Source organism: Moraxella sp. I5G (assembly GCF_055193055.1).
The window spans coordinates 69,622-83,306 of record NZ_JBUXLH010000008.1 but is presented as its reverse complement, the minus strand read 5'-3'; the positions used below and the strand labels follow the sequence as shown (position 1 = coordinate 83,306).

Here is a 13,685-nt window from a genome sequence, read left to right as displayed (position 1 = left end):
AAACTTAAATATTGGTTTCTAAATAGACCATCTGTGTTTGTAGGTATTCTTCTAGACCATGTTTGCCGTCCGCACCGCCAATACCTGACTTTTTCCAACCAGCATGAAAGCCTTGCATGGCTTCAAAGTTTTCACGGTTGATGTAAGTTTCGCCAAATTGTAGACGGCGAGTCACATAAAAGGCTTCGTTGAGATTGTTGGTATAAACTGAGCTGGTCAAGCCATAGTCGCAGTCGTTAGCAAGGGCGATAACTTCGTCCAAGCTTTCAAAAGTAGCAATTGGCAACACAGGACCAAAGGTTTCGTTTTTCATGATGTCCATGCTGTTATTGACATCTACCAAAACAGTTGGCTCAAAGAAATAGCCCTTGCCTTTGGCACGTTTACCACCCATCAGCAAAGTTGCCCCTTGTTCAATCGCACGAGCCACTTTGGCTTCTACCGTTTGGGCAGCTTGTTCATTGATGAGTGGACCCATATCAAGCTCACCTTTGCCAGCTTCGCTTGGGTTGCCATAGCGTACAGCCTTCATGGCATCCATCATCTTGGTGGTAAAGGCGTCTTTGATGCTTGAATGCACATAAACGCGCTCAGCACAGTTGCAGATTTGCCCTGTATTACCCACACGAGATGCTAGAATGGATTTTACTGCCAAATCTAAATCAGCGTCTTTTAGCACAATGGCGGGGGCTTTACCACCCAATTCTAGCGAAACTTTGGTGATGTTTGGAGCAGCGGTTGCCATCACTTCTTGACCTGCACGCACTGAGCCAGTTAGGCTGACCATGGCGACTTTTGGGTGTCCTGCCAAATGACTGCCTGTTTGATTATCGCCATTAACTACGTTAAAGACACCAGAAGGCAAGCCCACGCCATCAACGATTTCGCTAAAAATTTGGCAGTTGATGGGCGTAAAGCTACTTGGTTTAATCACAATGGTATTGCCCGTTACCAAGGCAGGTCCCATTTTGCGAGCGATTAAGAAAAATGGAAAATTCCAAGGCAAAATGCCAGCAATCACCCCCAAAGGACGCTTAAACAAAAAGATGTTTTCACGTGGGCGGTCGCTTTGCAAAATCTCACCTTCATAGCGTCTTGCCCATTCGGCTTGATAATCCAAATAATCGGCAGTAAACATCACTTCAATGCGTGCTAAATCACGGGTTTTGCCACCTTCGGCAACGATGGTTGCGGTCAACTCGTCAGCTCTGGCACGAATACCGTCAGCGATTTTGTGCAAATATGCCCCACGCTCCACCGCAGGCAAACGCTCCCAAGCAGGTTGAGCGGCATAAGCAGCTTCTACGGCACGATTGACATCATCGGCAGTGCCAAGTGGTTCTTTGGCAATCACTTCTTCAGTGGCAGGGTTTAGCACGTCGGTGTACTCGCCTGTAAAGTTGGTATCAAACGTACCATTGATATACATACTTAAAGATTTCATCATGCATACTCCTCGTTTGGGTTAAAACTCTGTTTTGGGTATAGACTACTTTTTGTCATCTCTGACATTTGACAGTTTAACATACAATTTTTATTACTCTGTTTTAAACTGGCAAGATTACTTAAAACTAATAAATTTAGCGTTAAAGCCCAATCTTTTACAATACTTTGGCAAAATGCCATCAAAATACAGCAAAAGCTCGCTGTTTCATTCTTTCTTTGATATAAAAACCGTCAAATGGCTTTTTCAATAAATAGGTTGCCAGTTTTGGGCTGTTTGTATTGTGCAATCATCAAATCAACCCTTACTATGTTTAATTGCTAATTTGATGGTTTCTTGCCTTGCGGCATAAAAAATACATATTCTTTATTGCCAATAAACCAACTTTCATATTCAAAGTTATCAATTTGAATACAACCATCATCTTGAAGATGAGTTAAGTTTTGGGTTTTTTCATTTAAACTTGGATTTTCCAGATTAAATTAAAACTTTCTACAAAATCATTGGCAAAAATGGCAGATGGTTTTACTCTCATGGCGTGTAATAAATGAATGATGGTTAGACTTAAATCATTCATCCGTGAGCATCTTGGTTAATGGCAATTTCTTTTTTTCATTGTATTTTTTTAAAAATCAATATCTTGCATGATTTAGTATCTTTGTAAGATGTCTCAATCATATTTTTGTGTCAAAACTTATAAATGACTAAGCACCAACCATTGCCCGTCCTGTTTAATCATTTCTATATGTGTGGATTTATTTTCACCTGATTGGGCAGATTCATAAATAATGTTAAAATTTAGAGCGTTTTTAGTTGGCATAGACCAATTTCCAATACGCACAACATTTAGGCATTTGTCATGTGTAATATATTGCATGCCATTGGTTGGACTCCATAAATTCACTTGGGCTTGTACATTAGGTGATCGAATGGAAGCGATGCCTTGAATGTAGTAACCCATAGAACATGACGCATTAATTGCTAATGTCTCTATGTTATGCCTTGCTTCATTAATTGCAGTGCGAATTTGAGCATTATCTGATGACATAAAGGCTGATTTAACCGCTTGACGTTGCTCATTACTGGGCTGTAATAAAATTTCAGATTTGGCAAAAGATGATTGGCACGCAAGAATGCAACCAAGCACTACTAACATTTTGAGTTTAGACATAATCTCTCCTTATGAAAGCCGATTAAAATCAATCAAATTGCTTTTTACCGTTTCTTACAAATGGCAGTTTTAGCACACGCACATCCACTTCTTTGCCACGCATGATGACTTTGGCGGTATCGCCTGTAAAGTCAGTGGGTACTCGGGCAATGGCGATTGATTGGTTAAGACTTGGGGAGAATACGCCACTGGTGATCATGCCATTGCCTGCATCTGTTACGACTTCCATGCCACTACGCAAGACGCCACCTTTACCCGTTTGTAGTAAGCCTACTTGTTTGACTTTGACGCCGTCTGCTTTTAGGGCGACTAGGGCAGATTTACCAACAAAATCACGGCTTTCGTCTTTTAAATCCACCGTCCATGCCATGCCAGCTTCCAGCGGGCTGGTGTCATCATCCATGTCGTTGCCGTATAGGTTCATGCCTGCTTCCATACGCAACGTGTCTCTTGATCCAAGACCACAGGGCTGTATACCTGCTTTGATCAGCTCGTCAAAAAACGTTACTGCTTGGTCGCTTGGCAAAATCACTTCCACGCCATCTTCGCCAGTATAACCTGTGCGAGCCACAAACCAATCATCACCCAAATCTGCTCCAACAAAGGGCTTTAAACCATTGACTGTGTCTGTCCAGTCAGCTTTGATGGAAAGTAGTTTTTGAGTGGCTTTTGGACCTTGAATGGCAATCATTGCTAAATCATAACGTGGCGTGAGTGTTACGCCAAAGTCTGTGGCAATTTTGCCAAACTGTGCCAAATCTTTTTCGCGAGTTGCTCCATTAGAGACGATACGATAAGCGGTTTCTGCTTCGTTCATGCGATAAACGATTAAATCATCTATCACGCCACCATTATCATTGAGTAGGGCGGAGTATAGGGCTTTGCCAACAAAGGACAATTTAGCAACATCATTGGCAAGCAGTTTTTGAAAAAAGGCTTTTGCGTGTTCGCCTGTTACGTCAGTAACCAGCATGTGTGAGACATCAAACATGCCCGCATCAGTACGAACGGCTTCATGTTCGGCAATTTGTGAACCATAATTAATAGGAAGCTCCCATCCTGCAAAATCAACCATTTTGGCATTGGCATCTAGATGGGCTTGATAAAAAGGTGTGCGTTTGGGAGTGTTGTCTTGGGTGCTCATAATAAATCCTTATAAATGTGCAAAAATATGCCAACAAATTTCAATGACAATTAATTTTTAGCACCCCATCTGTCCTTTTAACCTGAGATTTTCAACCATCAAAAAAGCATAACTGTAAAAAAAGTAGCTAAAATGGTTTTCTTCCCTTCGGTGAGCAAAAGCTGCCACTCTCCAGATTTGTATTGATAATAAAAGACCATTTTTCCAACAAATGGCTGATTTATCATAAATTTTTTCAGTCCTTTTACCTGAGCGATTGTAGGGTAGGTTTGCGCCTTCGGTGTCATTTTAGGCATTAATGCCATAAAATGCACTCTCCTGAAAAAATCAACGTCTCTATTATGAGAAATAATGATAAAATTTACAAGTAAAATTTTAACTTTTTAACAATTAGGTCTGATTTATGCATTGTGACATTTATAAATTTCCCAAAAATGATGATTGGTATGTATATATTGCTCGCCCTGATTATCCAAATGATACAAATCAAATCAAAGATTGGTTGGGTGTTCTGCCTAAAGAGTTGCGTCAAAAATTGGGTTTGGGGCAATTTGTGATGCATCTAGATTTGGCAAGTAGAGAAAAGCTGGCACGGGCTGATATTTGCGATGTCCGTCAAAAATTGGCAGAACAGGGCTATTATGTACAAGCGCCGCCCGCCGATATTTTGGCTGCTCAAGCTCTTACTAAAGCTAAAGCCTTACAAGATAAAAAATACGACTGATATAAACAATATTCTAATGGGCAACTGATGGTTTTTTGTAACATCAAAGTGGTAAAAAGCAAAAATATGTTACAATGACTCGTTTTATTTTTGGTAATGACTTATGCACTGGTTAATGAATATATCTCTTGATTCTTTAAGTGAGATGGCGGCAGAAGCCATGGTTTGGTGGAGCCAACTTACCGAAGGCATTGCTGATGATCAATTGCAACTTTATACTTATGTTGGTGCTTCAGTTATTGCTTTATTGTCACTATGGTTTATCATTCGTATGTTGCCCCGTTGTTTGCACAGTTTTTTAACAGGCATTTGGCTGTTTGCAGCAGCGTTATTATTAGCGCCAGGTGATACATTGCTAGGTTCTGGGCAGATGGCACCAGCAGTTGCAGGTGTGGCGTATAGTATTCTGATGAAGGATTATTCAGGAGCTGCTACCTTATCGCTGCCAATTTTAACGGTTTTTGTATGTTTGTTATTACTAAATGCGGCTTGGCAATTGATTAAAAGTTTGATAGAACAAAAAGCAGCCAAAGCCAAAGAGCTTGCTGAAATTCAAGAACAAAAACGGCAATTAGCCTTAGAGCTTGAAAAAGAGAAATCATAATTTACCATGGAACTGCTTTTTTTTATAAAAAAGCTGTGGTATAATCAGCGACTTGTTAATTAGTTTTGATGAATTTTTAATCAAAATTATTTTTCTCCTTGCCATTATATAAATAATGGCTGTTTTAATCCGTAGGGAGTCCTTATGAGACATTATGAAGTGGTACTGTTGGTTCATCCAGACCAAAGTAACCAAGTTGCTGATATGGTAACTAAATACCGCTCAATCGTTGAAGAAAATGGCGGTACTAACCATCGTTTGGAAGATTGGGGTCGTCGCCAATTGGCTTACCCAATTAACAAAATCCATAAAGCTCATTATGTTCTATTAAATATTGAATGTAATGAAGCAACTTTGGCTCAATTAGAAGAGTTGTTTAAATATAATGATGCGATTATTCGTAGCTTGATTATCCGCCGTGATGCCGCAATTACTGAAGATTCTCCATTAAAAAAAGAAGCTGAAGAAAAGCGCAAACGCAAAGACAGTCGTCGCAATGAAATTCGCAGCGAAAGCGAAAGCGAAGCTGCTGATGAATAATTAACTAAGGAGATTATCATGGCACGTTTTTATCGTCGTCGTAAGTTTTGCCGTTTCACTGCTGAAGGCATTACCCATATTGATTATAAAGAACTGGATTTATTAAGACAATACATCAGCGAAAATGGCAAAATTGTTCCTAGCCGCATCACTGGTACTTCAACCAAATACCAACGTCAGCTAGCTGTTGCCATTAAGCAAGCTCGTTATTTGGCATTATTGCCTTACACTGACAATCACAAGTAAGTTTAACGGAGAAAAATCATGCAAGTTATTTTATTACAGCGTGTCGTTAATCTTGGCAAACTTGGCGAAACCGTTGATGTAAAAGCAGGTTACGGTCGTAACTACCTAATCCCACAAGGCAAAGCGTTGCCAGCAAATGAAGCAAACCTTGCTAAATTTGAGGCTCGTCGTGCTGAGCTTGAAGCAATTGAAGCCAAAGAATTGGCAGAAGCCAAAGCGCGGGCCGAAGCATTGGCAGATGTTAATGTTATTATGCGTGCTAAAGTTGGTGATGAAGGTAAGCTATTTGGTTCAATTGGCACTCGTGATATTGCTGATGCTTTGACTAAATCAGGATTGCCTGTAGACCGTGTTGAAGTGAAATTGCCAGAAGGTTCATTCCGTCAAGTGGGTGAATACAAAGTTACCATTCAATTGCATCACGACATCAGCGCAGACATTTTGGTAACTATTCTATCTGAAGATGCACAAGCTACAACAGATGAAGATGAAGCATAAATCTTATTAGGTTTAGACTCATCTAACCCCTAACTTTTTGTTAGGGGTTTTTAATTAATTATTGTTTTAATCTTAATGGATTGAATTGATTTAATTTATTATAAATAATGATATTTAAAATGACAAAATAAAACCCCCTAAAATAATTTAGAGGGCTTTAAAGTCTGGCGGTGAAGAAGGGATTTGAACCCTTGATACGCTATTAACGTATACACACTTTCCAGGCGTGCGCTTTCAACCACTCAGCCACTTCACCAAAATTTTGGGGTATTGTAGCAGAGTTTTATCAATTATGCAAAATTATATTATCAGTTTTATTGTACAATTGTTATTTTAAGATGTGCTAAAATTCAACTGTTTTTTGATTAACTTTATTTAAGTTGAGAGGTCATTATGTTTCAAGATTGGCAAACACATACTCAAGATGTGAAAGCTGCATTTAAAGAGCTTGGTGCTGAGCGTCCAAAGATGCTAAAGGCTTATGGTGCGCTAACTCAAGCAATTGATAGTAGTGTGTTGGATGATAAAACTCGCGAATTGATTTCTTTGGCAGTTGCTGTAACAACTCGCTGTGAAAGCTGCATTAGCGTACATGCTGAAGCTGCTGTAAAAGCTGGCGCTAGCGATGATGAAGTTGCCGCTGCTTTGGCGACCGCCATCGCTTTAAATGCTGGTGCTGCTTATACCTATTCACTGCGCGCTATTGAAGCGGTTAAAGCTCAACGTTGATAAATCAAATAGTTGTAGTTACTTATTGTGGTGCTTGACTACGATTTTGATTTTGTGATTATTCATCAACTGCATTTCTTAGTGAGAATTTTTTAATGAAAAAAGTTATTTTACCTTTGTTTGCTGTGTTTTTGCTTGTGAGCGCTTGTCAGAGCAAAGAATCCACCCAAACCACCAACCAAGAAACGCATACCGAAACTGTCACTCAAAACCAATCTGAAGTTTGGATTGATGTGCGTAGCAAGGAAGAATTTGATTCGGGGCATTTGCAAAATGCACTTCATATTCCACATGAAGAAATTGGCGGTAAAATTGCCCAATTGGTACCTAATAAGAGTACAAAAATTAATCTATATTGCCGAAGTGGTCGACGTGCTGAGATTGCCAAAAAAACCTTGACAGATTTGGGGTATCAAAATGTTGTTAATCAAGGTGGTTATGAAGACTTACGTAAAAAAGGTTATCAATAGGTAACTACTTGTCAAATTGGGGTGTTTTGTGCATAATAGGCATTTTTATAAATGCCACCTTTGATAGATAAGGGCTAGCTATGAGCCAAACACCCCATACTGTAACACACCATCATGATATTGACGACGTGAATATTGAAAAATTTATCCCTCTGATTACTCCAAAAGCTTTAAAAACCAAATATCCTTTATCTCAACAAGCCTATCAAACCGTTTTGCAGGGCAGAAGTGTTGTGCAAAATATCTTAGATGGTAAAGACAAACGTATTTTGGTTGTCGTAGGACCTTGCTCCATACACGACACCAAAGCTGCGCATGAATATGCAGATAAGTTAAAAGTTTTGGCAGAAGAGTTGTCAGATGAACTATTTATCGTGATGCGTGTCTATTTTGAAAAACCCCGTACTACTACGGGTTGGAAAGGTCTTATCAATGACCCAGACATGAACGACAGTTTTGACATTGAAAAAGGGCTAGGGATGGCAAGGAAGCTATTGCTTGAATTAAATGAAAAAGGCTTGCCATGTGCTACCGAGGCTCTTGACCCCAATACTCCACAGTATATCCAAGATTTGATTAGTTGGTCGGCAATTGGTGCGCGTACAACCGAAAGTCAGACACATCGTGAAATGAGTTCTGGTTTGTCTTGTCCTGTTGGTTTTAAAAACGGCACCGATGGTAGTATGACGGTTGCGGTGAATGCCATGCAAGCGGTACAGTCGGGTCATAGCTTTTTAGGTCTTTCTGATGAAGGTCAAGTTTGTATTATCAAATCCAAAGGCAATCAATACGCTCATGTAGTGCTGCGTGGTGGCAATGACAAGCCTAACTACGATGAAAATGCCATTAAAGCTACTGAAGACGCATTGGTTAAAAGCAATACCAGTGGCAAAATTATGGTGGATGCCAGTCATGCCAATTCGGGTAAAGACCCATATTTGCAACCTATGGTGATTCAAAATATTGCTAGCCAAATTCAAAACGGCAATAAATCCATTATGGGACTGATGATTGAAAGTCATTTAAAAGGCGGTCGTCAAAATATCCCAAGTGATTTATCTCAACTTGAGTATGGTAAATCAGTAACGGATGGCTGTTTAGATTGGGATAGCACTGTTGAAGCATTACGAGCTTTTGCTAAGGGTGTCAAAAATCATTTGGCAAATCGTTAATTAAACCAAAAGGGTGTTTACACCCTTTTTTTATTTTTAATCAATTATGGCAACCTTTAAAAATCTATTATCCAAAGAATTGCAAAATCAATTGCAAGAACTTAAAAAAGAGCAAAAAGCAAAAACTGCTCAAACAGTTAAAGTTAAAGCGGCTAAATTGCAAAACCCAGATGACAGCACACTATTTGCTCAGGCAATGATGGGTGTTACGCCTTTAAAACATGAAAAAACTGTTACTAAACAATCTTTAAAAGATGACCCAAACACCTTGTTGCGTCGAGCTGCTGCGACTGGTACTAAAGAAGTAATGACCAATAAATTGTCTGATATGCAAGCTTTATTGAATCCTGTATCTGGCGATGCTTTTTTAAGTTATAAAAATCCTACATTGCAAAATAAAGTTTTTGAACAGTTAAAGCAGGGTAAATTTCATTGGTATAATGCCGTGGATTTGCATGGTTCAACCATTGATGAAGCCCGCGATGCTGTTTTAACTTTGATAAATGACGCGATACAAAATGATGAAACAGTGGTCAAAATTGTGCATGGTAAAGGAATTGATGCCATTCTTAAAACATGTGTTAATGGCTGGCTTAGACAAATGGATAATGTGTTGGCTTTTGTGTCTGCACCGAGCAATGATGGCGGTACGGGTGCAGTCTTGGTATTATTAAAACGTAAAAAATCACAGCATAACAGTATCGTTTAATTATTGACAGCATTATTGACAAAAAAACTTGTAAAATTATGTTAGAATAAATAAATTTTATTATAATTTTCCTATGGCTACGCAAAATTCCACTTCATCAGTAATTAAAACTTCCGCTCCTTGGTATAAAAACTATATGGTTGCTATATTTGTCATTGGTTTGCCTGCTGTAGTGGTAGTTGCTTGTATCTTTTTTGTATTTTTTTCAGTCAAACATAAAGATGCTACTGTGCGCGATGATTGGTATATGGATGGTAAAACGCTGTATCAAGATGCGTCAAAAGACCAGCTAGCTCATGATTTAGGAGCACATGGCGTAATGCGTTTTGATGGTGATGTAGTTACTTTTGAACTTAATTTTGCTAAGCCTGTTGATTCTGATGCATTTTCCAACAATCTATCCGTGCGCATCTCACACGCTACCGACCCTAAAAAAGACCATGACTTTACTCTAACACGTATTAAAGATAATTTGTATCAAGGTAAAATTGCATTAAATTTCAATGAAATCCGTACAAAATATTACATTAATATCAATGATGATCAACATGCTTGGCGACTTACTCAAGTCCAAAAACTTCCTGCTCAAAATGTGATATTTCAGCCACTATCAGCTTTTGACGAAGTTAATCAAACATTACCTGACCAAAGAAATAAACGTTTTAACGCCACGCCCAATCATGACACAAAAAATCACGCTGAACAAAACAATTAAAATATGCCCAATTTACATGGGCATATCAACCATAGATAGGTGTCTATTTTGGTTTTTTTGAACTTAAGCCGTCAGCAATACCAACAAGTTCAATAAACTCAGCCTTTAAGCCATAGCTATCATTGCTTTTATTGGTTTGAGCCAGTTGTTTTACAGCTTGATAATCCAAATCACCTGAATATTTTCCGCCCTTTAAGAGTTCAGCAAAGCTTGCCACAGTTATTGCCCATTGGGTGTCAGAGTCGCCATTGGCAAAAGGCACGGATTTGTTTTTGATGGGTATATTGATAAGATTGCTTTGGCTTTGGTCGGGCAATTTATAACGAATGGCAACGTGAGCATATTCGTCATTTTTACCAGTTGTAGTTGGTGTTTGTTGGTAATGGCTTTCATTTAACCAGCCTTGCTTACCTACTGGAATGATTTCATACAATGCCGTAACACTATGTCCTGCCCCAATATCACCTGCATCAACTTTATCATTATTAAAATCTTCTTCTTTTAATAAACGGTTTTCGTATCCTATTAGACGATATTCTTTTACGGTAACAGGATTGAATTCTACTTGTATTTTGACATCTTGAGCAATGGTTGCTAAAGTGGATGACAATTGGCGATGCAATACTTTTTTTGCCTCGTTTTTAGTGTCAATATAGCTGTAATTTCCATCACCTGCATCGGCAATTTGTTCCATGAGCTGCTCGTTATAGTTATCCGTTCCAAAGCCAAAAGTAGATAAAGAGATTCCCGATTTGCGTTTTTCGGCAACCATGTTTTTTAATGTTTGAAAATCAGTAATACCAACGTTGAAATCGCCATCGGTTAAAAGTAAAATGCGATTAATGCCACCTTTGATGTAGGATTTTTCTGCTGATTGATAAGCTTGCTGGATTGCGCTTTCACCATGAGTAGAGCCACCCGCTTCAAGCTGATTAATGGCTTTTAGGATTTTATCTTTATTAGCTTGCGTGCCTTTAGTTGCTTCTAGTAGCACCTGTTCGCCACTGGCGTAGGTAATAAGCGTAATGGAATCTTGTTCGCGAAGCTGCTCGGTTAAAAGTCTAAGTGTATGCTTGGCAAGCCCTAATTTTTCTTCACCATACATACTGCCAGATACATCAATCAAAAATACCAAATTAGCAGGTGGAAGTGCCTCAGTGGTTATTTCTTTACCTTTAATACCAATACGAATTACTTTGGCTTCAGGTTTCCATGGTGAGTCTACAACACTGCTACTTACTGCAAAAGGTTTGGCATCCGTTGGTGTTTTGTATTGATAAGAAAAATAGTTTATCATTTCTTCAGCGCGCACAGCATCTGCTGGCGGCAGATGTCCATTGTTTAAAAAATGCCGTACATTACTGTAACTGCCAGTATCTACATCAATACTGAACGTAGAAACAGGAGTTTTAGCGACACTGTAGACGGGGTTTGAGTCTAAATGCTGATATTTTGCTGTATTTTGTTCAGGTTTTAATATAAATGAATCTTGCACGATCATCGATGTCATGTAGTTAAGTTTAAAACCATTCATATTAGAGCTAGGGGCGGCGGCTACCTCAGCAGCCATCTCCTTTTTTGCAGCACTCTTAGGCGTATTGACATTTGAAGACGATGGCGCAGTTGTTGTGCAACCTGCGATTAATGCTGTTAAAACGCAGGTCCATAAAAAAGATGACTGATTCACAAGATTAACTCCATTCAATAAAGGTTAATTAATTGTAAAATAAAAGAAAACTTTTGACAATTATCTTTTGTAATCAGCTTTTTGAGTGGATATTTTATTTAAAAAGACACATCTTGATTGATTAAAAAAACAAAGCCAAGCTACTACTTGACTTTGCTGGATTGGTTGATGTTAGATTAATGATTGCAAGCACAAGGAGCTTTCATATCAATAACCATGCGTCCTTGGATTGTACCATCTCTCATTTCCTGAAAAATCTCATTAGCTTCAGAAAGTGTGCGTTTTTGAACGACAGGTACAACCAAGCCTTCAGCACCAAATTGGAAAGCTTCCGCTAAATCTTGGCGAGTGCCAACCAACGAACCAACCACCTCAATACCATCCAACACAAGACGCGGAATGGATAAATCCATGCTTTCAGGTGGCAAGCCAATTGCGATGACACGACCGCCAGCACGCACACAATCTACAGCTGAATTAAAGGCAGCTTTTGAAACGGCAGTGACTACTGCAGCATGAGCCCCGCCAGTTTTTTCTTGAATAAAGCGAGCAGCATCTTCTTTGGCGGGATTGACTACTAAATCTGCCCCCAATTCTTTAGCAAGTGCTAATTTATCATCGTTAATATCAACAGCAATGACGTGAGCGCCAAAGACTTTTTTGGCATACTGTACACCCAAATTACCAAGACCGCCTGCTCCATAGATGGTAATCCATTGACCTGGACGAACACCTGAAACCTTGATGCCTTTATAGGTGGTGACACCTGCACAAGTAATGGAACTTGCTTGGGCAGGGTCTAGACCCTCTGGAACTTTTACGGCATAATCTGCATCAACAATACAGTGGGTTGCCATGCCACCATCGGCGGTATAACCTGCATTTAATACACTACGACAAAGTGTTTCGCGTCCACTGTTGCAGTATTCACAAGCGCCACAGCTTTTAAACAACCAAGCAATGCTGACACGGTCACCAACGTTTAAAGTGCTTACACCATCTGCAACTTTTGTTACGATACCAATGCCCTCATGACCAAGTACGCGACCAGGCTTATCGCCATAATCGCCCGCTGCTACGTGTAAATCGGTGTGGCACACACCACAATACTCAACTTCCACTAGCGCTTCATTGGTTTCTAGAGGGCGAATGTCTTTTTCAATGATTTCAACATTGCCATCACAGTTTTGGGTAACAACAGCTGCTTTCATCTTTGTCATGAGAGACTCCTTGGCGATGATGATATTTATCAAAAATAATGATAAATACACAATATTAATATTAATGGGAAAATAACATCAAACCCATTAATAATTGAAATTCTCTATCACAATTATGCTCTGCAAGTTACCTAAAGTCAAATATTTTTTAATAAAAAAACAATAAAAATCAATGAATTATATTATGTTATAACATAATGAATTATTAAAAGAAACCAATGATAACTTGATTATTCGCCTGAGCTTGGCTGAATAAATTTTTTACTTCTGTTAAAGTTGCTACACAATGGTCATGATTGCCATCTAACATGTCAGCAAGTTTATTTAAATCCGTTTCATTAAAAGCATGAACAATTTCATCAATGGCACCAGTGCTATAATAAATACCGCCATCAATTTGCTCACTGTATCGCTCATCACCTTCAGTCATCAGAACAGACAAAGGTAGCATTTCACTCATAACTAAATCGATAAAATCTTGAGTGTAAAAATCCAGCGTTGCCTCTTGTGGGTGCTCATAATCTGCTAAATGGAGTTTACCTTCATCAACTTTAATAACGTCATCAGCACTGATGGGGAAAAAACTTAATTGAAAAGACATAATTGAATCCT

16 protein-coding genes, 1 tRNA gene and 2 riboswitches are annotated in these 13,685 nt (G+C 39.0%); of the genes, 10 read left to right on the top strand and 7 right to left on the bottom strand.

Annotation, left to right across the window (positions count from 1 at the left end):
• Window positions 1-4: 4 nt before the first annotated feature.
• The 3 genes from aldA to gcvT all read right to left on the bottom strand — a co-directional run bounded on the left by aldA (window position 5) and on the right by gcvT (window position 3,759).
• Complete coding sequence (gene aldA / locus ACZBKJ_RS05940) at window positions 5-1,447, bottom strand: aldehyde dehydrogenase (protein WP_463200032.1); 1,443 nt, start codon at window positions 1,445-1,447, stop codon at window positions 5-7.
• Window positions 1,448-2,138: 691 nt separating this feature from the next.
• On the bottom strand, window positions 2,139-2,615 hold the full coding sequence (locus tag ACZBKJ_RS05935) for a hypothetical protein (protein ID WP_463200031.1): 477 nt from the start codon (window positions 2,613-2,615) through the stop codon (window positions 2,139-2,141).
• Window positions 2,616-2,643: 28 nt separating this feature from the next.
• Window positions 2,644-3,759, bottom strand: coding sequence for a glycine cleavage system aminomethyltransferase GcvT (gene gcvT / locus ACZBKJ_RS05930; RefSeq protein WP_463200030.1), 1,116 nt, complete (start codon window positions 3,757-3,759; stop codon window positions 2,644-2,646).
• A 59-nt stretch (window positions 3,760-3,818) separates the two neighbouring features.
• A riboswitch (glycine riboswitch) is annotated at window positions 3,819-3,944 on the bottom strand.
• Between the two features lie 41 nt (window positions 3,945-3,985).
• A riboswitch (glycine riboswitch) is annotated at window positions 3,986-4,090 on the bottom strand.
• Window positions 4,091-4,162: 72 nt separating this feature from the next.
• On the opposite strand from gcvT, the gene ACZBKJ_RS05925 reads away from it, so the two are divergent.
• The 5 genes from ACZBKJ_RS05925 to rplI all read left to right on the top strand — a co-directional run bounded on the left by ACZBKJ_RS05925 (window position 4,163) and on the right by rplI (window position 6,371).
• A complete protein-coding gene (locus ACZBKJ_RS05925; protein WP_463200028.1) occupies window positions 4,163-4,483 on the top strand; it encodes a YcgL domain-containing protein in 321 nt (106 codons plus the stop codon).
• 115 nt (window positions 4,484-4,598) lie between these two features.
• Window positions 4,599-5,087: a hypothetical protein gene (locus tag ACZBKJ_RS05920; RefSeq protein WP_463200027.1), complete on the top strand. Its 489-nt coding sequence runs from the start codon at window positions 4,599-4,601 to the stop codon at window positions 5,085-5,087.
• 144 nt (window positions 5,088-5,231) lie between these two features.
• Window positions 5,232-5,627, top strand: coding sequence for a 30S ribosomal protein S6 (rpsF, locus tag ACZBKJ_RS05915; RefSeq protein WP_463200026.1), 396 nt, complete (start codon window positions 5,232-5,234; stop codon window positions 5,625-5,627).
• An 18-nt stretch (window positions 5,628-5,645) separates the two neighbouring features.
• Complete coding sequence (rpsR, locus tag ACZBKJ_RS05910) at window positions 5,646-5,873, top strand: 30S ribosomal protein S18 (RefSeq protein ID WP_463200025.1); 228 nt, start codon at window positions 5,646-5,648, stop codon at window positions 5,871-5,873.
• A gap of 18 nt (window positions 5,874-5,891) precedes the next feature.
• Entirely contained in the window at window positions 5,892-6,371 is a 480-nt protein-coding gene (rplI, locus tag ACZBKJ_RS05905) for a 50S ribosomal protein L9 (RefSeq protein ID WP_463200024.1), read from the top strand.
• Between the two features lie 165 nt (window positions 6,372-6,536).
• Here rplI and ACZBKJ_RS05900 read toward each other — a convergent pair.
• Window positions 6,537-6,627 (bottom strand) — tRNA-Ser (locus tag ACZBKJ_RS05900).
• A gap of 137 nt (window positions 6,628-6,764) precedes the next feature.
• On the opposite strand from ACZBKJ_RS05900, the gene ACZBKJ_RS05895 reads away from it, so the two are divergent.
• The 5 genes from ACZBKJ_RS05895 (at window position 6,765) to ACZBKJ_RS05875 (ending at window position 10,166) form a co-directional block, all read left to right on the top strand.
• Window positions 6,765-7,100 (top strand): carboxymuconolactone decarboxylase family protein, encoded by a 336-nt coding sequence (locus tag ACZBKJ_RS05895; RefSeq protein ID WP_463200023.1) that lies wholly within the window; start codon window positions 6,765-6,767, stop codon window positions 7,098-7,100.
• A gap of 95 nt (window positions 7,101-7,195) precedes the next feature.
• Complete coding sequence (locus ACZBKJ_RS05890) at window positions 7,196-7,570, top strand: rhodanese-like domain-containing protein (RefSeq protein WP_463200022.1); 375 nt, start codon at window positions 7,196-7,198, stop codon at window positions 7,568-7,570.
• 80 nt (window positions 7,571-7,650) lie between these two features.
• Window positions 7,651-8,742 carry a 3-deoxy-7-phosphoheptulonate synthase gene (locus tag ACZBKJ_RS05885; protein ID WP_463200021.1) on the top strand — a complete coding sequence of 364 codons (1,092 nt, stop codon included), beginning with the start codon at window positions 7,651-7,653 and terminating at the stop codon, window positions 8,740-8,742.
• Between the two features lie 46 nt (window positions 8,743-8,788).
• Window positions 8,789-9,451, top strand: a complete 663-nt coding sequence (locus tag ACZBKJ_RS05880) for a Smr/MutS family protein (protein WP_463200020.1) — start codon at window positions 8,789-8,791, stop codon at window positions 9,449-9,451.
• A 73-nt stretch (window positions 9,452-9,524) separates the two neighbouring features.
• Window positions 9,525-10,166, top strand: coding sequence for a FixH family protein (locus ACZBKJ_RS05875; protein WP_463200019.1), 642 nt, complete (start codon window positions 9,525-9,527; stop codon window positions 10,164-10,166).
• A 43-nt stretch (window positions 10,167-10,209) separates the two neighbouring features.
• Here the strand turns inward: ACZBKJ_RS05875 and ACZBKJ_RS05870 are convergent, their stop codons facing one another.
• From ACZBKJ_RS05870 to ACZBKJ_RS05860, 3 genes are all read right to left on the bottom strand, one after another.
• Window positions 10,210-11,736 (bottom strand): vWA domain-containing protein, encoded by a 1,527-nt coding sequence (locus ACZBKJ_RS05870; RefSeq protein ID WP_463200057.1) that lies wholly within the window; start codon window positions 11,734-11,736, stop codon window positions 10,210-10,212.
• 293 nt (window positions 11,737-12,029) lie between these two features.
• Window positions 12,030-13,073 (bottom strand): alcohol dehydrogenase AdhP, encoded by a 1,044-nt coding sequence (gene adhP / locus ACZBKJ_RS05865; RefSeq protein ID WP_463200018.1) that lies wholly within the window; start codon window positions 13,071-13,073, stop codon window positions 12,030-12,032.
• Window positions 13,074-13,278: 205 nt separating this feature from the next.
• Complete coding sequence (locus ACZBKJ_RS05860; protein WP_463200017.1) at window positions 13,279-13,674, bottom strand: hypothetical protein; 396 nt, start codon at window positions 13,672-13,674, stop codon at window positions 13,279-13,281.
• Between the last annotated feature and the right edge of the window lie 11 nt (window positions 13,675-13,685).